Source organism: Pseudomonas sp. NPDC088368, from assembly GCF_044753445.1.
GTDB lineage: Bacteria > Pseudomonadota > Gammaproteobacteria > Pseudomonadales > Pseudomonadaceae > Aquipseudomonas > Aquipseudomonas bambusae.
Genome location: NZ_JBIVNG010000015.1, coordinates 76,182 through 93,454, shown reverse-complemented (window position 1 = coordinate 93,454; position 17,273 = coordinate 76,182). Strand labels below are relative to the sequence as shown.

Sequence of the window (17,273 nt, the reverse complement as noted above, 5' to 3'; positions counted from 1 at the left end):
TTCACTGCATACCGGGCATCAAATACGCCGCGCGGCGTACCGCTTGAGCATGCTCGGCACATCGAGAATCAGCGCGATGCGGCCGTCACCGGTGATGGTGGCGCCCGACATGCCTGGCGTGCCTTGCAACATCTTGCCCAGCGGTTTGATCACGACTTCTTCCTGACCCACCAGTTGATCGACCACGAAGCCGATGCGTTGGGTGCCGACGGAAAGGATCACCACGTGACCTTCGCGTTGTTCCTCGTGCGCAGCCGAGCTGACCAGCCAGCGCTTGAGGTAGAACAGCGGCAGCGCCTTGTCACGCACGATCACCACTTCCTGACCGTCGACGACGTTGGTGGTCGAGAGGTCCAGGTGGAAGATTTCGTTGACGTTGACCAGCGGGAACGCGAACGCCTGGTTGCCCAGCATCACCATCAGGGTCGGCATGATCGCCAGGGTCAACGGGACCTTGATGACGATCTTCGAGCCCTGGCCCTTGGTTGAGTAGATATTGATGGTGCCGTTGAGCTGGGCGATCTTGGTTTTCACCACGTCCATGCCCACGCCACGGCCCGACACGTCGGAAATCTCGGTCTTGGTCGAGAAGCCCGGCGCGAAGATCAGGTTGTAGCAGTCGGTGTCGCTCAGACGATCCGCCGCATCCTTGTCCATCACCCCACGCTTGACCGCGATGGCGCGCAGCACCGCCGGGTCCATGCCTTTGCCGTCATCGGAAATTGACAGCAGGATGTGGTCGCCTTCCTGTTCCGCCGAGAGCACCACGCGACCGCCACGGGCCTTGCCCGATGCTTCGCGCTCTTCCGGCGATTCGATGCCGTGGTCAACCGCGTTGCGCACCAAGTGGACCAGCGGGTCGGCCAGGGCCTCGACCAGGTTCTTGTCCAGGTCGGTTTCTTCACCCACCAGTTCAAGGTTGATTTCTTTCTTGAGCTGACGGGCCAGATCGCGAACCAGTCGCGGGAAGCGACCGAAGACTTTCTTGATCGGCTGCATCCGGGTCTTCATGACGGCGGTTTGCAGGTCAGCGGTGACCACGTCCAGGTTGGACACGGCCTTGGACATGGCTTCGTCGCCGCTATTGAGGCCCAGGCGCACCAGACGGTTACGCACCAGCACCAACTCGCCGACCATGTTCATGATTTCGTCCAGCCGCGCGGTGTCGACGCGCACGGTGGTTTCCGCTTCGGTCGGCGCCTTGTCGGCGGCTGCCGGTGCAGGTGGCCGGGCCGGTGCTGGCGTTGTCGGTGCCGCCGCTGCAGGTGCAGGCGCAGCGGCCGCTTTTGCAGCAGCAGGTGCCGCAGCCGGAGCAGGCGCGGCCGCTGGTTTGGCTGGCTCGGCTTTGGGGGCCTCGGCCTTGGCCGGTTCGGCTTTTTTCACGGGTGCCGTGGCAACGGGCGCGCTCGCGGCAACGTCCGCCGAGAAGGTGCCCTTGCCATGCAGTTGGTCGAGCAGCGCTTCGAATTCGTGATCGGTGATTTCATCCGAGGCCGGAGCGCCGGACTCGGCAGCGGCAGGCGCGGCCGCTACCGGAGCGGGGGCAACGGCCGTCGCTGTGTCGGCGGAAAACGAGCCCTTGCCGTGCAGTTGATCAAGCAACGCTTCGAATTCGTCGTCGGTGATTTCATCGCCGGCAGGCGCGGCAGCCGGCGCAGAAGACGCAGCCGGTGCAGCAGCAGGCGCTACGGCATCGACCGCGAACTGGCCTTTGCCATGCAGTTGATCCAAGAGGGATTCAAACTCGGCGTCGGTAATATCGTCGCTGGCGGCTTCCGTTGCAGGCGCAGCGGGTGCAGGTGCCGGTGGCGCAGACACGGCTGCGCTCGCCGCTTCAGCCTTCACGGCATTCAGCGAGTCCAGCAACTGTTCGAATTCCTGATCGGTGATGTCGTCGGAAGGCGCTTCGGCCACCTCTTCAACCACCGGCGCAGGGGCAGCGGCGATTTCGTCGGCAGACGCAGGCTCAGCCAGACGCGACAGCGCGGCGAGCAGCTCAGGCGTGGCCGGGGTGACGTCCGAACGCTCACGGACCTGGCCGAACATGCTGTTGACGGTGTCCAGTGCTTCGAGCACGACATCCATGAGTTCCGCGTCGACCCGGCGCTCACCTTTGCGCAGGATGTCGAACACGTTTTCGGCGATGTGGCAGCATTCGACCAGCTCGTTGAGCTGGAGGAAGCCTGCGCCCCCTTTTACAGTGTGAAAACCGCGAAAAATTGCATTGAGCAGGTCCGCATCGTCCGGTCGGCTTTCCAGCTCGACCAACTGCTCGGACAACTGCTCCAGAATCTCGCCGGCCTCTACCAGAAAATCCTGAAGGATCTCTTCATCGGCGCCGAAGCTCATTGGGGGTGCTCCTAAAATTAACCGTCAACCGATCCAGGAGCTGCGTCGATGGCCTGCGCGCATTGCCTTCGTCGAGACATTGGCGCGCAAGCCCACAGCCACTTTCACATAGAACCCTGACTCTGGATTTCAGAAGCCGAGGCTGGATAGCAGATCGTCTACATCATCCTGACCGGATACGACGTCTTCACGTTTATCGGCATGAATCTGCGGACCTTCACCCTTGGAATGAAGTTTTTCCTGTTCTTTTTGCTTACGGAACTCTTCCTGGTCGTGTTCGATCCCGGCGAAGCGATCGACCTGACTGGCCATCAGCACCAACTTGAGCAAATTGCTCTCGACTTCGGTCACCAGCGTGGTCACACGCTTGATCACTTGGCCGGTCAGGTCCTGATAATCCTGAGCCAGCAGAATGTCGTTCAGGTGACTGGCGACCTCGTGGGTCTCCTTCTCGCTGCGGGTCAGAAAACCTTCGACGCGGCGGGCCAGATCACGAAACTCTTCAGCACCGATTTCGCGGCGCATGAAGCGGCCCCAATCGACGCTCAACGCCTTGGCGTCGGCGCTCAGGCCGTTCATCAGCGGTGTGCTCTGCTCCACCAGGTCCATCGTGCGGTTGGCCGCGCCTTCAGTGAGGCGGACAACGTACGACAGACGCTCGGTGGCATCCGTGATCTGCGACACTTCCTCGGCTTGCGGCATGTGCGGGTCAATCTGGAAATTGACGATTGCACTGTGCAGCTCGCGCGTCAGCTTGCCCACTTCCTGATACAGGCCGCGGTCCCGGGTCTGATTAAGCTCATGGATAAGTTGCACGGCGTCGCCGAACTTGCCTTTTTCGAGGCTGGCGACCAGTTCTTGTGCGTGTTTCTTCAGGGTCGACTCGAAGTCACCCATTGTCGAATCTTTGGAATCCATAGCGCCCTCACAGCCGACATCAGGAATTGACGCGCTCGAATATCTTCTCGATCTTTTCTTTGAGCACCTGAGCCGTGAAAGGCTTGACCACGTAACCGTTCACGCCCGCCTGAGCGGCTTCGATGATCTGCTCGCGCTTGGCTTCGGCGGTCACCATCAACACAGGCAGGTGACGCAGACGTTCGTCGGCACGCACCTGACGCAGCAGGTCGATGCCGGACATGCCAGGCATGTTCCAGTCGGTCACCAGAAAGTCAAAAGCACCGCTCTGCAGCATCGGCAATGCGGTGGTACCGTCATCTGCTTCGGCCGTGTTGGTGAACCCAAGGTCACGCAACAGGTTTTTTATGATCCGCCGCATCGTTGAAAAGTCATCAACGATGAGGATTTTCATGTTCTTGTCCAATTCGACCTCCAAGCAGTCTTTAACGCGCCCAGTGCCTGGACGCGCGTTCAATCAATACCGGCAACATCGCTCCACCGGTCATACGAAAACGAGGGGGCCTTTCGAAGAAACTTGTGATGAGCGCCACGGAAAAAGTCCGAAGACCTGATCCCAGCGGCTCCTGCCTTGTCCCTTTTGCTTCCCACACAACGCCTTGCACAGCCGGCCTTACCACCCAAAACGCAGGCATCTTTGTGAAAAGACGGGCCCGCGTCAATGCGTCAACGCGCGCGCCATTCTCCCAACCGGCCCCGCAGACGTGCGGCGCACTGGCTATGCAGCTGGCTGACACGGGATTCGCTGACCCCCAAGACCTCCCCGATCTCTTTGAGGTTCAGCTCTTCGTCGTAGTACAACGCCAGCACCAGGCGCTCACGCTCGGGCAGGTTGGCGATAGCGTCCGCCAGCGCGCTCTGGAAACGTTCATCTTCCAGATCCCGCGACGGTTCGAGCGACTGGCTCGCGCCGTCCTCGTGCAACCCTTCATGCTCGCCGTCCTGCAACAGGTCGTCGAAGCTGAACAAGCGGCTGCCCAAGGTATCGTTCAGAATCCCGTAGTAATCGTCGAGACTCAATTGAAGTTCGGCCGCAACTTCATGATCTTTAGCGTCGCGACCTGTTTTCGCTTCAATTGCACGAATCGCGTCACTGACCATGCGCGTATTGCGGTGGACCGAGCGTGGCGCCCAGTCCCCCTTGCGCACTTCATCGAGCATCGCGCCGCGAATACGAATACCGGCGTAGGTCTCGAAACTCGCACCCTTGGTGGAGTCGTATTTGGTCGAGACTTCGAGCAGGCCGATCATGCCGGCCTGGATCAGATCCTCGACCTGCACGCTGGCCGGCAGACGCGCCAGCAAGTGGTAGGCGATGCGCTTGACCAAAGGGGCATAGCGCTCGATCAGCTCATACTGGGAATCTTTGGACGATTTGCTGTACATGCGATAGCCACTTGCAGTCATGACACAGGCCCTGCACTGGTCTGATGAACCAGGCGCTCAACGAAAAATTCAAGGTGGCCTCGCGGGTTCGCCGGCAATGGCCAGGTATCGACCTTCTGCGCGATGGCCTTGAACGCCAGCGCGCATTTGGAACGTGGAAACGCCTCGTACACCGCACGCTGTTTCTGCACGGCCTTGCGCACGCATTCGTCGTACGGCACGGCGCCGACGTATTGCAGGGCCACGTCGAGGAAGCGGTCGGTGACCTTGGTCAGCTTGGCGAACAAGTTGCGGCCTTCCTGCGGGCTCTGCGCCATGTTGGCCAGCACGCGGAAACGGTTCATGCCGTAGTCGCGGTTCAGCAGTTTGATCAGCGCGTAGGCGTCGGTAATCGAGGTCGGTTCATCGCAGACCACCAACAGCACTTCCTGCGCGGCGCGCACGAAGCTGACCACCGATTCGCCAATCCCGGCAGCGGTGTCGATCACCAGCACGTCCAGGTTGTCGCCGATGTCGCTGAACGCCTGAATCAGGCCCGCGTGTTGCGCAGGGCTCAGGTGAACCATGGTCTGGGTGCCCGACGCCGCAGGCACGATGCGCACACCGCCCGGGCCCTGCAACAGAACATCGCGCAGCTCGCAGCGTCCTTCGATGACGTCCGCCAAGGTGCGTTTAGGCGTCAGTCCCAACAATACGTCAACGTTGGCGAGACCCAGATCGGCGTCCAGCAACATGACGCGACGTCCCAGCTCAGCCAGGGCCAGCGAGAGGTTCACTGACACGTTGGTCTTGCCGACGCCACCTTTGCCACCGGTCACCGCGATAACCTGTACGGGATGCATGCTGCCCATGTTAATTTTTTACCTTGTCTTGCTTAGACCAAAGCCACATTTCGGGCTGCACGTTCACTGTGTGAACAATGCTTGGCAGACCATCGATGCAGGTATATTCCACTGTCATTTTCCTTACCTAGCCCGCGCGCTTGCCGGGGCTGTGATAAAGATCCGCAAACATATCCGCCATCGCTTCCTCGCTAGGCTCCTCCTGCATCTGGACGCTGACAGCCCTGCTGACCAGCTGGTGCCGACGTGGCAGATGCAGATCATCCGGAATGCGCGGGCCATCGGTGAGATAGGCCACGGGCAATTCATGTGTCACCGCCAGGCTCAGCACTTCGCCGAGGCTGGCGGTTTCGTCGAGTTTGGTCAGGATGCACCCGGCCAAACCGCAACGCTTGTAACTGTGGTACGCCGCCGTCAGCACCTGCTTCTGGCTGGTGGTGGCGAGCACCAGGTAATTACGCGCCTTGATCCCGCGACCGGCCAGACTCTCCAGTTGCAGGCGCAAGGCCGGATCACTGGCTTGCAAGCCGGCGGTGTCAATCAACACCACACGCTTGCGCAGCAACGGCTCCAGCGCCTGAGCCAGCGATTGACCGGGGTCAACGTGGGTCACCGGCACATTCAGGATGCGGCCCAGCGTCTTGAGCTGTTCCTGCGCCCCGATGCGGAAGCTGTCCATGCTCACCAGCGCGATGTTTTGTGCGCCGTACTTCAACACGTAACGCGCCGCCAGCTTGGCCAGCGTCGTGGTCTTGCCCATGCCTGCCGGGCCGACCATCGCAATCACACCGCCCTCTTCCAGCGGCTCGACATCAGGGGTGACGATCATGCGCGCCAGGTGCGCCAGCAACATGCGCCAGGCGTGGGGCTGATCGTCGGTGTCCGGCACCATCGCCAGCAGGTCACGAGACAGAGGCCCTGACAGACCGACGCGTTGCAGACGGCGCCACAGGTTAGCCTGCTGCGGGCGGCTGCCTTGCAGTTGGTTCCAGGCCAGCGAACCCAGCTGGACTTCCAGCAGTTCACGCAGGCCGTTCAATTCAGAGCGCATCGAGTCGTACGCACGCTGGCTGATGCCCGGCTCGGCCGATTGACGCTCGGCGCGCTCAGCACGATCAGCCGCAATGGCCGCGTGGATCGACGGGCGAAACGGTTCGTCCAGCGTCGGTTCGATCTGTTTGCTGTCGTCCATGGCCACGCCGGTGAACAGCTGGCGATTGGCGACGGTGTCCAGCTCGCTGCGATGGGTCAGCTCGGCCTGAGCGGTCACGATGCGCGACTGGGTCTTGCGCAGTTCGTCTTCCAGCTCGATGTTCGGCACGCGTGGGGCCAGCGCAGACAATTTGTAGTCCAGTGCGGCAGTCAGTTCCACACCGCCCGCGATCCGCCGATTCCCGATGATGGCGGCTTCAGCGCCCAGCTCATCGCGAACCAGTTTCATGGCTTGTCGCATATCGGCGGCGAAAAAACGCTTAACTTGCATGACTCACTACCTCAGCCGTTCGGCCCGACAGTCGCTACGATGGTGACTTGCTTATTGTCAGGAATTTCCTGATACGCCAAAACATGCATGTTCGGGACTGCCAGGCGTCCAAAGCGGGACAACATGGCGCGAACCGGACCTGCGACCAACAAAATAACCGGCTGACCCTGCATCTCCTGACGCTGCGCCGCTTCGATCAACGAGCGCTGAAGTTTCTCAGCCATGCTCGGTTCGAGGAGAACGCCTTCTTCCTGACCCTGTCCTGCCTTCTGCAGACTATTGAGCAATATCTGTTCCAACCTTGGCTCAAGCGTGATAACAGGCAGCTCCGGCTCAATGCCGACAATGCTTTGCACGATGGCGCGGGACAATCCGACCCGTACGGCCGCCACCAATGCGGCGGTATCTTGACTCCGCGCAGCGTTGTTGGCGATGGCCTCGGCAATGCTGCGAATATCGCGTACCGGGACCTGTTCCGCCAGCAGCGCTTGCAATACCTTGAGCAGCGCCGACAACGACAGCACGCCGGGTACCAACTCTTCAGCCAACTTGGGCGAGCTTTTAGCCAGCAACGTCATCAGTTGCTGAACTTCCTCGTGCCCGATCAGCTCATGAGAGTGTTTGTAGAGAATCTGGTTCAAGTGGGTTGCCACTACGGTGCTGGCGTCGACTACGGTGTAGCCGAGAGACTGCGCCTGGGCACGCTGGGAAATCTCGATCCAGACCGCTTCAAGCCCGAACGCCGGGTCTTTGGCAGTGATGCCGTTGAGGCTGCCAAACACCTGACCGGGGTTGATCGCCAACTCGCGGTCCGGGTAAATCTCGGCCTCGGCGAGGGTCACGCCCATCAGCGTCAGGCGGTAGGCACTCGGCGCCAGGTCGAGGTTGTCGCGAATGTGAACGGTCGGCATCAGGAAGCCCAGCTCCTGCGACAGCTTCTTGCGCACGCCCTTGATCCGCGCCAGCAATTGACCACCCTGGTTGCGGTCCACCAGCGGAATCAGGCGATAGCCCACTTCCAGGCCGATCATGTCGATCGGCGTCACGTCGTCCCAGCCCAGCTCTTTTGACTCTTGGGCGCGATTCGGCGCAGGCAGCAAGTCCTGCTGGCGTTTGACTTCCTGAATCGCGGCCAGCTTGACCATGTTCTGTTTCTTCCACAGCAGGTAAGCGCCACCCGCCGCCGCCAGCCCGAGGCTGATGAACGAGAAGTGCGGCATGCCGGGCACCAGACCCATGACGATCATGATGCCGGCTGATACGGCCAGTGCCTGGTGAGAAGCGAACATCTGGCGCTTGACCAGCTTGCCCATTTCTTCCGAACCGGAAGCACGGGTCACCATGATCGCAGCGGCGGTGGACAGCAGCAGGGACGGCAATTGCGCCACCAAACCGTCACCGATGGTCAACAGCGCGTAGACCTTGCCCGCGTCAGCAAAGCTCATGCTGTGCTGGATGATGCCCACCAGCATGCCGCCGATGAGGTTGATGAACAGAATCAACAGACCGGCGATGGCGTCACCGCGAACGAATTTACTGGCACCGTCCATGGAACCGTAGAACTCAGCCTCCTGGGCGACTTCCAGACGACGGCGCTTGGCTTCGGGCTGATCGATCAGACCGGCGTTGAGGTCGGCGTCGATGGCCATCTGTTTACCGGGCATCGCGTCGAGGGTGAAGCGCGCGCTCACCTCGGAGATACGACCGGCACCTTTGGTCACGACCACGAAGTTGATGATCATGAGGATCGCGAACACCACGATACCGACGACGTAGTTACCGCCGATCACCACTTCACCGAACGCCTGGATCACCTTACCGGCGGCGGCATGACCGTCCTGCCCGTGAAGCATGACCACACGGGTGGACGCGACGTTGAGCGCCAGCCGGAGCAAGGTGGCGACAAGCAGGATGGTGGGGAATACCGAGAAGTCGAGCGGACGCAGCGCGTAGACGCAGACCAGCAGTACGACGATGGAGAGCGCAATGTTGAACGTGAAAAACACGTCCAGCAGGAACGGCGGCATGGGCAACATCATCATTGCCAACATGACCAGCAGCAAGAACGGCACGCCCAACTGACCACGACCCAGACCGGCCAGGCCAACGCGAGCGTTAGAGATTAACTGTGAGCGATCCACCGATTCCGTACCTGCGCGTTGATCAAAACTTTGACGCCAGAGGCGTTGTAACAGGGTTATTGCAAAAACCTGTCCAACTTGTGGAATGGGTGAAAAATGTCAGAGTGCCATCATGTAGAAATGTGGAGACGTTGGCATTTTTTTGGGAGTGGCCAGGGATCGGTGCAGAGCTGGTTTGTGCGGTTTGAGACGCTAACGACTCGGTCCATCAGGCACGGGCACGTTTAAGCCAATGTAGGAGTGAGCTTGCTCGCGATAAGGCCCGAAGGGCATCCGTGTAGCAATCGAGAGCCTTACGAATCCCGTCTCAAATCCGGCGGAATCGGCAAGTTGTCATTCAACGGATCAGGCCGCTTGCCGCGTCCCGCCTGGAACTGGCGGATCTGGTACACGTACGCCAGCACCTGCGCCACGGCCAGGTACAGCCCCGCCGGAATCTCCTGTTCCAGTTCCGTGCTGTAATAAATCGAACGCGCCAGTCCTGGCGATTCCAACAGCAGAATCTGATGCTGCGCCGCGATCTCGCGGATTTTCAACGCCATGAAATCCGTGCCCTTGGCCAACAGCACCGGCGCCCCGCCCTTGTCCGCGTCGTACTTCAAGGCCACGGCATAGTGAGTCGGGTTGGTGATGATGACATCCGCCTCGGGCACCGCCGCCATCATCCGACGCTGCGACATCTCGCGCTGCAACTGACGAATACGACCCTTGACCTCAGGCCGCCCCTCATTGTCCTTGTGCTCGTCGCGCACTTCCTGCTTGGTCATCAACAGCTTCTGACGCGCCTGATACAACTGCACCGGAACATCGATCGCCGCGATGATCAACAGCCCCATCGCCATCCACAGCGTGCTCCAGCCCACCAATTGCAGGCTGTGCACGACCGCCATCTCCATGGGTTCGTGAGCAATGGCAAGCAGGTCTTTTTTGTCCTTGGACAGCACCACCACCGCCACCGTCAGGACGATCAAGAACTTACCGAACGATTTGAGCAATTCGATCAGCGCCTGGGGCGACACCATGCGCTTCAAACCGGCCAGCGGGTTCAGACGGCTGAATTTGGGTGATAGCGAATCCGGCGCGAACAACCAGCCGCCCAGCGAAATCGGGCCGATCAGCGAGGCGATCATCAACGACACCAACAGCGGTGTTACCGATGCCAGGGCTGCCTTGCCGGACACCATCAACATCAGGCCCATGCTGCGCTCATCCATCAACGCCTCGCGGGTGATGGTGAAGTTGTCGCGCATCAAGTGCATCATCATCTCGGCCATGGACCCGCCGAACGCCAGCAGGCCCGCCGCGCCGACGACCATCACGATGACCGTGTTCAGGTCTTTGGAGCGGGCAATCTCGCCCTTCTCCCTGGCATCACGTCTGCGCTTGTCCGTGGGGTCTTCTGTCTTGTCCTGACCGCTTTCGCTTTCTGCCATGTCAGTGCGCCTTGACCATGTCCCTGAGTACCTGCAAGGCTTCGACCGCCAGCGGCTGGTACTGATTGAGGATGTCGCCGAGTGAGACCCACAGAATCCCCATGCCCAGCACCAGCGTCAACGGAAAACCGATGGTGAAGATGTTCAACTGCGGCGCGGCGCGGGTCATGACACCCATGGCGACGTTGAGCACCAGCAGCGCCGTGATCGCGGGCAGCACCAGCACCAGCGCAGCACCGAAAACCCAGCCCAGCCGCACCACCAATGCCCAGAAGTCCGACGGCATCAGCCCCTGCCCCACCGGCAACGTCGTGAAGCTTTCAACCAGCACCTCGAAGACCACCAGATGGCCATTGGTGGCGAGAAACAGCAGCGTGAGGAGCATGGTGAAAAATTGCCCGATGATCGCGCTCGACACCCCGTTGATGGGGTCGATCATCGACGCGAAGCTCATGCCCATCTGAGTCGCCACGATTTGCCCGGCGATCACGAACGCCTGAAAAAACAACTGTAACGACAACCCAAATGCCGCGCCGATGATGATCTGCTGAGCGACCAGCAACAGCGCACTGAGGTCCAGGGCGTGAACTTCGGGCATGGGCGGAAGGCTGGGGGCGATGACCACCGTGATGGCCAACCCGAAATACAGGCGAATGCGTCGGGGCACCAGGGTCGTGCCGATGATCGGCATGGTCATCAGCACGGTCACGATCCGGAACAGCGGCAGCACGAACGCCGCCACCCAGCTGCTGATCTGCGTGTCGGTCAGCGCCAGTACAGGCTCCATGCGCCGGTCAGCCGATGACTTGAGGAATGCTGGTGTACAGCGAAATGATGTATTCCATGAAGGTGCGCACCATCCACGGCCCGATCACGATCAGGGTGACCAGCATCACCAGCAGACGCGGCAAGAAGCTCAGGGTCTGTTCGTTGATCTGCGTGGCGGCCTGAAACATCGACACCAGCAGCCCCACCACCAGGCTCGGGACAACGAGAATCGCCACCATGGTGACGATCAACCAGAGGGCTTCGCGAAAAATATCGAGGGCGACTTCCGGGGTCATGCCAGGCACTCCGTATCAAACAAGGTCATACGCCACCAAAACTGCCAGCCAGCGTGCCAATGATCAACGCCCAGCCATCCACCAGCACGAACAGCATGATTTTGAACGGCAGGGAAATGATCAGCGGAGACAGCATCATCATCCCCATGGCCATCAGCACGCTGGCGATCACCAGGTCGATGATCAGGAACGGAATGAAGATCATGAAGCCGATCTGAAACGCGGTTTTCAGCTCCGACGTCACGAACGCCGGAACGATGATCGTCAGCGGCGCAGCGTCTGGGGTCGGGATGTCGGTGCGCTTGGACAGGCGCATGAACAGCTCCATGTCGCTGGAACGGGTCTGCGCGAGCATGAAGTTCTTGATGGGCACCTCAGCCTTGGCGACCGCGTCCTGGGCCGTGATCTTCTCGGCCAGATACGGCTGCAAGGCGTCGCTGTTCACGCGGTCGAACACCGGGGCCATGATGAACAGGGTCAAAAACAAGGCCATGCCTGTGAGGATCTGGTTCGACGGTGTCTGCTGCAAGCCCAGCGCCTGACGCACGATCGAGAACACGATGATGATCCGGGTAAAGCTGGTCATCAGCATGACGAACGCCGGAATAAAACTCAGCGCCGTCATGATCAGCAGGATTTGCAGGCTGACCGAGTATTCCTGCTGGCCGTTGGCGCCGGTGCCCAGCGTGATCGCCGGAATCGACAACGGGTCGGCAGCGAAGGCCATCGGGGCTGCCAGCAACAACAGCAGCGTCAAAACGATACGCATCAGTTCTTGTCCTTCTGACCCGGATTGCCAAGGCCGTCATTGCCCACGCGGCCTTTGTCGCCTCGGGAGGCACCCATGCCCTTATTGCCCAAGGCTTCCATCAGGCGCCTGGCGAATTCAGGTGTCGTGTTTTGCGTGTCCGGCACGACCACAGGCTCATTCATCACATGCAGCGCCGTGATACTGCCGGGGGAGACACCGAGCAATACTTGCTCGTTGCCGATCTGCACCAGCACCAGCCGGTCACGAGGCCCCAGCGCGCGGGAACCGACCAGCTCGATCACCTGATTACCGGCAGGGCCTGCACGCTGCACGCGACGCATCAGCCAGGCCAGCACGAAGATCAGGCCGACCACCAGCAACAGGCCCAACACCAGTTGGGTCAATTGCCCGGCGACACCACTGCCCAGCGCGCTGGACACTTGCGGAGCGGCCGCTGGCGCAACCGTTGAGGCCACGGTAGCCGCAGCGGGGGCAACAGCCGGGCTGGCGTGCGCGACCGGTGCCGCCGGATCGGCGGCCATGACGAGCCAGGACGTGGCCAGCAGCGCCAGCCCCGACAGGGCCTTGAGCCCCTTCACCCAGAAACCGCCCACTTAACGCAGCTTCTTGATGCGTTCGCTCGGGCTGATCACGTCGGTCAGGCGGATGCCGAACTTCTCGTTCACCACCACCACCTCACCGTGGGCGATCAACGTGCCGTTGACCAGCACGTCCAGCGGCTCACCCGCCAGACGATCCAGCTCGATCACCGAACCCTGGTTCAGTTGCAGCAGGTTGCGGATGTTGATGTCGGTGCTGCCCACTTCCATGGAAATGGACACGGGAATGTCGAGAATCACATCCAGGTTCGGACCGTCCAGCGACACCGGGCCGTTGTTCTTCGGCATGCTGCCGAACTCTTCCATCGCCAGACGATTGGTCGAATTACCGGCGTCGGCCGCCAACAGCGCGTCGATGTCAGCCTGACCGCCCTCGCCCGCTTCACCCAGGGCCGCAGCCCACTCGTCGGCCAGTGCCTGGTCGTCTGTGGAGTTCATTTCGTTTTCATCAGCCATGGTGATCCTCGACAAGCATTATTCGTTTACACAGCACATTTTGAAGCTGACGGCAAAGCGTCAGCGGCGTTCGACCGGCTCGACCACTTGCAGGGCCAGATTGCCCTTGTGCGAACCCAGCTTGACCTTGAACGACGGTACGCCGTTGGCGCGCATCACCAGATGATCGTTCAGCTCTACCGGAATCACGTCACCCGGTTGCATGTGCAGGATGTCCCGCAGTTTGAGCTGCCGACGGGCCACCGTGGCGCTCAACGGCACCGACACGTCCATCACGTCCTGCTTGAGCGCGTTGACCCAGCGTTCGTCCTGATCGTCCAGGTCGGACTGGAAACCGGCGTCGAGCATTTCACGCACGGGCTCGATCATCGAGTACGGCATGGTCACGTGCAGGTCGCCGCCACCGCCGTCGAGTTCGATATGGAACGTCGAGACCACAATGGCTTCACTTGGGCCGACGATGTTGGCCATGGCCGGGTTCACTTCCGAGTTGATGTACTCGAAGTTGACTTCCATGATCGCCTGCCAGGCTTCTTTCAGGTCGATGAACGCCTGATCCAGCACGATCCGCACCACACGCAGCTCGGTCGGGGTGAATTCCCGGCCTTCGATCTTGGCGTGACGACCGTCGCCGCCGAAGAAGTTGTCCACCAGCTTGAACACCAGCTTGGCGTCCAGAATGAACAGCGCGGTGCCGCGCAACGGCTTGATCTTGACCAGATTCAGACTGGTCGGCACGTACAGCGAGTGCACGTATTCGCCGAACTTCATCACCTGCACGCCACCCACCGCCACGTCCGCAGAACGGCGCAGCAGGTTGAACATGCTGATACGGGTGTAACGGGCGAAACGCTCGTTGATCATTTCCAGGGTCGGCATGCGTCCGCGGACGATGCGGTCCTGGCTGGTCAGGTCATAACTCTTGACGCTGCCCGGTTCGATAACGCTTTCGGTCTGCACCAGACCATCGTCCACACCGTGCAACAGCGCGTCGATTTCATCCTGGGACAGCAGGTCTTGCACGGCCATGTCGTGGTCCTACTGCAGTACGTAGTTAGTGAAAAGAACCTGTTCGATGACGCTTTTGTTCAGCTCTTTCTGTCCGACTTCCTGCACCACCGCGGCAGCCTTCTGACGCAGCATTTCCATGCCGACAGGGGTCGCGATGGTGTCGAACGGCTGGCCGGAGAACATCATCACCAGGTTATTGCGGATGACCGGCATGTGCACCTTCAGCGCTTCCAGGTCCGCGTGATCACGGGCCAGGAGGGTAATGCTGACCTGCATGTAGCGCTGACGGCCGTTGACGTTGTAGTTGACGACAAAAGGCGGCGTCAGCGGTTCAAAGATCGCCTCTTTCTTGGCGTTGGCGGCCTCGGCGACAGCCGCTGGATCAGGCTTGCTTTCGGCCTTGTGCATGATGAACCAGGTCGCGCCGACCGACAGACCAATGGCCAGCAACAAGCCCACCACCACCAGAATGATGACCTTCAACTTGCCTTTCTTCGCAGGGTCTTTAACTGCGTCGTCGCTCTTCGCCATGCCAATAATCCGTCACTATCCAAGGGGTTCGGTGTTGCGTGACAGAGGGAGAGCAAGGTGTGTGCCAGAACGGCAGCGGCGAGCTTTGAGCGGCAAGCTTCGGAAAAGCGGAGAAGGAATTCTGAGCGACTTCGTGGAAGGAGCGCGATCACGCCTTTGATTCTGGCCGCAAGCCGTGGGAGTGCCGGGGTGGCGCTCCACCTTGCCTGCGATCTGGCGCGAAGCGGCAGCAAACCCAGACGCCCCAGTTGTGTCAGAGACACCTCGGATAAAGGGTTTGCTACTGCTGCGCAGCAGATCGCAGGCAAGCCAGCTCCTACGCCTTCGGCAGAAGCGGGCTTGCCGTGAGAGATCAGGCGTAGTAATCGACGGCGCTGGAGCCCACGACCGTCAACGGCGCGTTGGCCGCTGAAGAGGCTGCGTCAACCGGGGCGCCGTCGGCGATGAGGTCGCTGTCGCCGGCACCGCCGACGCCGCGCGAACCGTTACCCCGCTGGCCGTCGCCGGACTGTTGCTGCTGAGCCTGTTGCTGCCAGCCTTGGGACTGGTCAGACACGTTGACGTTGACCTGCCCCATGCCTTGCTGAACAAACGACTCACGCAGACGGCCCATCTGGCTTTCCAGCGCTTCACGGACACCGACGTGGGCGCTCATGAAGGTGACTTGGGTCTGCTGGTCTGCCGCCATATTGACGCGGATGTCCAGACGACCCAATTCAGCCGGTTGCAACTGAATGTCGGCCTGTTTCAGGTTCTGACTGGACAGGTACATCACGCGGTTGACCACGCCTTCGGTCCAGCCGCTCTGGTTCATGGCCAATGGCTGGTTGATCAGCGGCGCGGGCGCTGGCGTGCCGGTCCTCACCTGTGCAGCCTGGGACAACGCGGCCAGACGCTCGGCAAAGTTATCGACGCGGGTGTCGCTGGTGGCGGTCTTGACGTCTTTCAGGCCATCGGCGAGCAAGCCGCTGAACGCCTTGTCACCCCCGCCTTCCGTGGCGTCTTTGTCCGCCGCCTTGTCGCCCAGCGCCGCCAGCGTGCCTGCCAACATCTGGGCAGGGTCGGCATTCGTGTCCTGCTTGGCGTCGGTTTTGCTCGCGTCGTTGGTGTGACCGTTCAATTGGGCGGTCTGTTGGGTCTTGTTCTGCAAGGCGACCTGCACGGCCGTCAGACCTTCCAGCGGGTCAGCCGACGGATCGAATTGATCGTCAGTGGACGTCGTCGGCGCCTGAGCAACAGGCGGCGCAACGACCGGAGCCGCAGTGGCTGCCAGCAACGCAGGGTCAACCACAGGCTGCGCGTCTACCACCGGCGCAGGGACAGGCGCCTGAGGCGCGACGACCAACAGCGAAGGATCAACGACCGGAGTCGCTACCGACCCATCCGCCACCGTGGTCTCGTCGGCCGCGTTAGCCGCTTCGGTGGTGTCATCTTCGCTGTCGTCGTCATCGTCGTCATCGTTGCCGCTACTGCTGCCCTTGCCGTCGTCGCTGTCCTTGGCGTGCACGGATTTGGCAGGCAAGGCATTGCCGTTTTCGGCAACGGTCTTGTCGGAAGCGGCAGACGTTTGCTTGTCGTCGTGCTTGTTGTCGACCGCCGAAGTCTTGGCGCTGGCCGGCTTGGACGGACTGTCGTCGACAGAATTCGACTTCGGCGCAGACTGCTTGGCGAACACAGTGGAAAAGCTGGAAGCCTTGTCCTTGACAGGGTCCGGGGCCTTCGCCGACGTGGCGGCGCTGGCTTTCTGGGCTTTGGCAGCCGTCAGAGCCGTCAGTAGGGGGTTGTTGGCGAGGGCCATGTTGATCTCCGCAAGGACACGATTACCCAGAGACCTAGCAAATGGCGGGCCACATCTGTATCAACTCGGTTTTCCAGTGGCGGCGACGTGTCAGTGCCGAGTCAGCGTGGTCTGTAATTCAACGTCAAAGAGGTCCCGCACCACGTTGAATTCCACATGAATGGCCCGGACCAGCTCCGAAATCCGCGCGCCGCTGACAGCGCTTTGATCCCGGACGAGCTCTTCGAGTTGGTGGCACAATTCCGCCAGATGCGAAGCACCCATGTTGCCGCTGCTGCCTTTGAAGCTATGGGCCATCGAGCGCAGGGTTTGCAGTTGAGTGGGTGACGCCGGGGAAAAGTCGGGATGGTGAATCAGCCCGTTCAAATCCGTGACCCGGGCCTCCGAGTCCTTGATGAAGATGTGCAGCAATGCCGGGTATTCGGTTTCCATGACATCGCGCAATGTACTGAGCACGGTCAAATCCACATGAGTGTTCAATGCTTGCTCG

17 protein-coding genes are annotated in these 17,273 nt (G+C 60.8%); all 17 read right to left on the bottom strand.

The annotated features are described in order from the left end of the window. Positions 1-18 precede the first annotated feature (18 nt). Positions 19-2,349 carry a chemotaxis protein CheA gene (locus ACIQAL_RS28060; RefSeq protein ID WP_401151188.1) on the bottom strand — a complete coding sequence of 777 codons (2,331 nt, stop codon included), beginning with the start codon at positions 2,347-2,349 and terminating at the stop codon, positions 19-21. A gap of 129 nt (positions 2,350-2,478) precedes the next feature. Further along, the gene (locus ACIQAL_RS28055) at positions 2,479-3,267 is read right to left on the bottom strand and encodes a protein phosphatase CheZ (RefSeq protein WP_166598674.1); all 789 of its coding nucleotides are present in this window, start codon (positions 3,265-3,267) and stop codon (positions 2,479-2,481) included. Between the two features lie 19 nt (positions 3,268-3,286). After that, positions 3,287-3,661 (bottom strand): chemotaxis response regulator CheY, encoded by a 375-nt coding sequence (locus ACIQAL_RS28050; RefSeq protein ID WP_175500148.1) that lies wholly within the window; start codon positions 3,659-3,661, stop codon positions 3,287-3,289. 272 nt (positions 3,662-3,933) lie between these two features. After that, a complete protein-coding gene (gene fliA, locus ACIQAL_RS28045) occupies positions 3,934-4,674 on the bottom strand; it encodes an RNA polymerase sigma factor FliA (RefSeq protein ID WP_081568863.1) in 741 nt (246 codons plus the stop codon). After that, the gene (gene fleN, locus ACIQAL_RS28040) at positions 4,671-5,504 is read right to left on the bottom strand and encodes a flagellar synthesis regulator FleN (RefSeq protein WP_166598675.1); all 834 of its coding nucleotides are present in this window, start codon (positions 5,502-5,504) and stop codon (positions 4,671-4,673) included. Before fleN ends, fliA begins: the two co-directional genes overlap by 4 nt. Before the next feature lie 118 nt (positions 5,505-5,622). Next, positions 5,623-6,978: a flagellar biosynthesis protein FlhF gene (gene flhF / locus ACIQAL_RS28035; RefSeq protein WP_166598676.1), complete on the bottom strand. Its 1,356-nt coding sequence runs from the start codon at positions 6,976-6,978 to the stop codon at positions 5,623-5,625. 11 nt (positions 6,979-6,989) lie between these two features. After that, positions 6,990-9,119, bottom strand: coding sequence for a flagellar biosynthesis protein FlhA (gene flhA, locus ACIQAL_RS28030; protein ID WP_166598677.1), 2,130 nt, complete (start codon positions 9,117-9,119; stop codon positions 6,990-6,992). A gap of 293 nt (positions 9,120-9,412) precedes the next feature. After that, the gene (gene flhB / locus ACIQAL_RS28025; RefSeq protein ID WP_166598678.1) at positions 9,413-10,552 is read right to left on the bottom strand and encodes a flagellar biosynthesis protein FlhB; all 1,140 of its coding nucleotides are present in this window, start codon (positions 10,550-10,552) and stop codon (positions 9,413-9,415) included. A gap of 1 nt (position 10,553) precedes the next feature. Next, a complete protein-coding gene (gene fliR / locus ACIQAL_RS28020) occupies positions 10,554-11,339 on the bottom strand; it encodes a flagellar biosynthetic protein FliR (RefSeq protein ID WP_166598679.1) in 786 nt (261 codons plus the stop codon). Positions 11,340-11,346: 7 nt separating this feature from the next. After that, on the bottom strand, positions 11,347-11,616 hold the full coding sequence (gene fliQ / locus ACIQAL_RS28015; protein ID WP_166598680.1) for a flagellar biosynthesis protein FliQ: 270 nt from the start codon (positions 11,614-11,616) through the stop codon (positions 11,347-11,349). A gap of 25 nt (positions 11,617-11,641) precedes the next feature. After that, positions 11,642-12,385: a flagellar type III secretion system pore protein FliP gene (gene fliP / locus ACIQAL_RS28010; protein WP_401151181.1), complete on the bottom strand. Its 744-nt coding sequence runs from the start codon at positions 12,383-12,385 to the stop codon at positions 11,642-11,644. Further along, positions 12,385-12,909, bottom strand: a complete 525-nt coding sequence (gene fliO / locus ACIQAL_RS28005; RefSeq protein WP_401151385.1) for a flagellar biosynthetic protein FliO — start codon at positions 12,907-12,909, stop codon at positions 12,385-12,387. Before fliO ends, fliP begins: the two co-directional genes overlap by 1 nt. A 72-nt stretch (positions 12,910-12,981) precedes the next feature. Beyond that, the gene (gene fliN / locus ACIQAL_RS28000; RefSeq protein WP_341958959.1) at positions 12,982-13,443 is read right to left on the bottom strand and encodes a flagellar motor switch protein FliN; all 462 of its coding nucleotides are present in this window, start codon (positions 13,441-13,443) and stop codon (positions 12,982-12,984) included. Between the two features lie 60 nt (positions 13,444-13,503). Further along, positions 13,504-14,472: a flagellar motor switch protein FliM gene (gene fliM, locus ACIQAL_RS27995; RefSeq protein WP_166598683.1), complete on the bottom strand. Its 969-nt coding sequence runs from the start codon at positions 14,470-14,472 to the stop codon at positions 13,504-13,506. Between the two features lie 9 nt (positions 14,473-14,481). Further along, on the bottom strand, positions 14,482-14,985 hold the full coding sequence (fliL, locus tag ACIQAL_RS27990) for a flagellar basal body-associated protein FliL (RefSeq protein WP_166598684.1): 504 nt from the start codon (positions 14,983-14,985) through the stop codon (positions 14,482-14,484). A gap of 352 nt (positions 14,986-15,337) precedes the next feature. Beyond that, entirely contained in the window at positions 15,338-16,783 is a 1,446-nt protein-coding gene (locus ACIQAL_RS27985; protein WP_401151178.1) for a flagellar hook-length control protein FliK, read from the bottom strand. 90 nt (positions 16,784-16,873) lie between these two features. Then, entirely contained in the window at positions 16,874-17,263 is a 390-nt protein-coding gene (locus ACIQAL_RS27980; RefSeq protein ID WP_401151176.1) for an Hpt domain-containing protein, read from the bottom strand. Between the last annotated feature and the right edge of the window lie 10 nt (positions 17,264-17,273).

What these genes read in the sequence shown, in the direction of transcription:
- fliQ (WP_166598680.1), bottom strand. Translation starts at nt 11,616, where the DNA reads ATGACCCCGGAAGTCGCCCTCGATATTTTTCGCGAAGCCCTCTGGTTG.
- fleN (WP_166598675.1), bottom strand. Translation starts at nt 5,504, where the DNA reads ATGGGCAGCATGCATCCCGTACAGGTTATCGCGGTGACCGGTGGCAAA.
- fliM (WP_166598683.1), bottom strand. Translation starts at nt 14,472, where the DNA reads ATGGCCGTGCAAGACCTGCTGTCCCAGGATGAAATCGACGCGCTGTTG.
- ACIQAL_RS28050 (WP_175500148.1), bottom strand. Translation starts at nt 3,661, where the DNA reads ATGAAAATCCTCATCGTTGATGACTTTTCAACGATGCGGCGGATCATA.
- fliR (WP_166598679.1), bottom strand. Translation starts at nt 11,339, where the DNA reads ATGGAGCCTGTACTGGCGCTGACCGACACGCAGATCAGCAGCTGGGTG.
- ACIQAL_RS28060 (WP_401151188.1), bottom strand. Translation starts at nt 2,349, where the DNA reads ATGAGCTTCGGCGCCGATGAAGAGATCCTTCAGGATTTTCTGGTAGAG.
- fliP (WP_401151181.1), bottom strand. Translation starts at nt 12,385, where the DNA reads ATGCGTATCGTTTTGACGCTGCTGTTGTTGCTGGCAGCCCCGATGGCC.
- flhB (WP_166598678.1), bottom strand. Translation starts at nt 10,552, where the DNA reads ATGGCAGAAAGCGAAAGCGGTCAGGACAAGACAGAAGACCCCACGGAC.
- fliA (WP_081568863.1), bottom strand. Translation starts at nt 4,674, where the DNA reads ATGACTGCAAGTGGCTATCGCATGTACAGCAAATCGTCCAAAGATTCC.
- fliL (WP_166598684.1), bottom strand. Translation starts at nt 14,985, where the DNA reads ATGGCGAAGAGCGACGACGCAGTTAAAGACCCTGCGAAGAAAGGCAAG.
- fliO (WP_401151385.1), bottom strand. Translation starts at nt 12,909, where the DNA reads ATGGCCGCCGATCCGGCGGCACCGGTCGCGCACGCCAGCCCGGCTGTT.
- ACIQAL_RS27985 (WP_401151178.1), bottom strand. Translation starts at nt 16,783, where the DNA reads ATGGCCCTCGCCAACAACCCCCTACTGACGGCTCTGACGGCTGCCAAA.
- fliN (WP_341958959.1), bottom strand. Translation starts at nt 13,443, where the DNA reads ATGGCTGATGAAAACGAAATGAACTCCACAGACGACCAGGCACTGGCC.
- ACIQAL_RS28055 (WP_166598674.1), bottom strand. Translation starts at nt 3,267, where the DNA reads ATGGATTCCAAAGATTCGACAATGGGTGACTTCGAGTCGACCCTGAAG.
- flhF (WP_166598676.1), bottom strand. Translation starts at nt 6,978, where the DNA reads ATGCAAGTTAAGCGTTTTTTCGCCGCCGATATGCGACAAGCCATGAAA.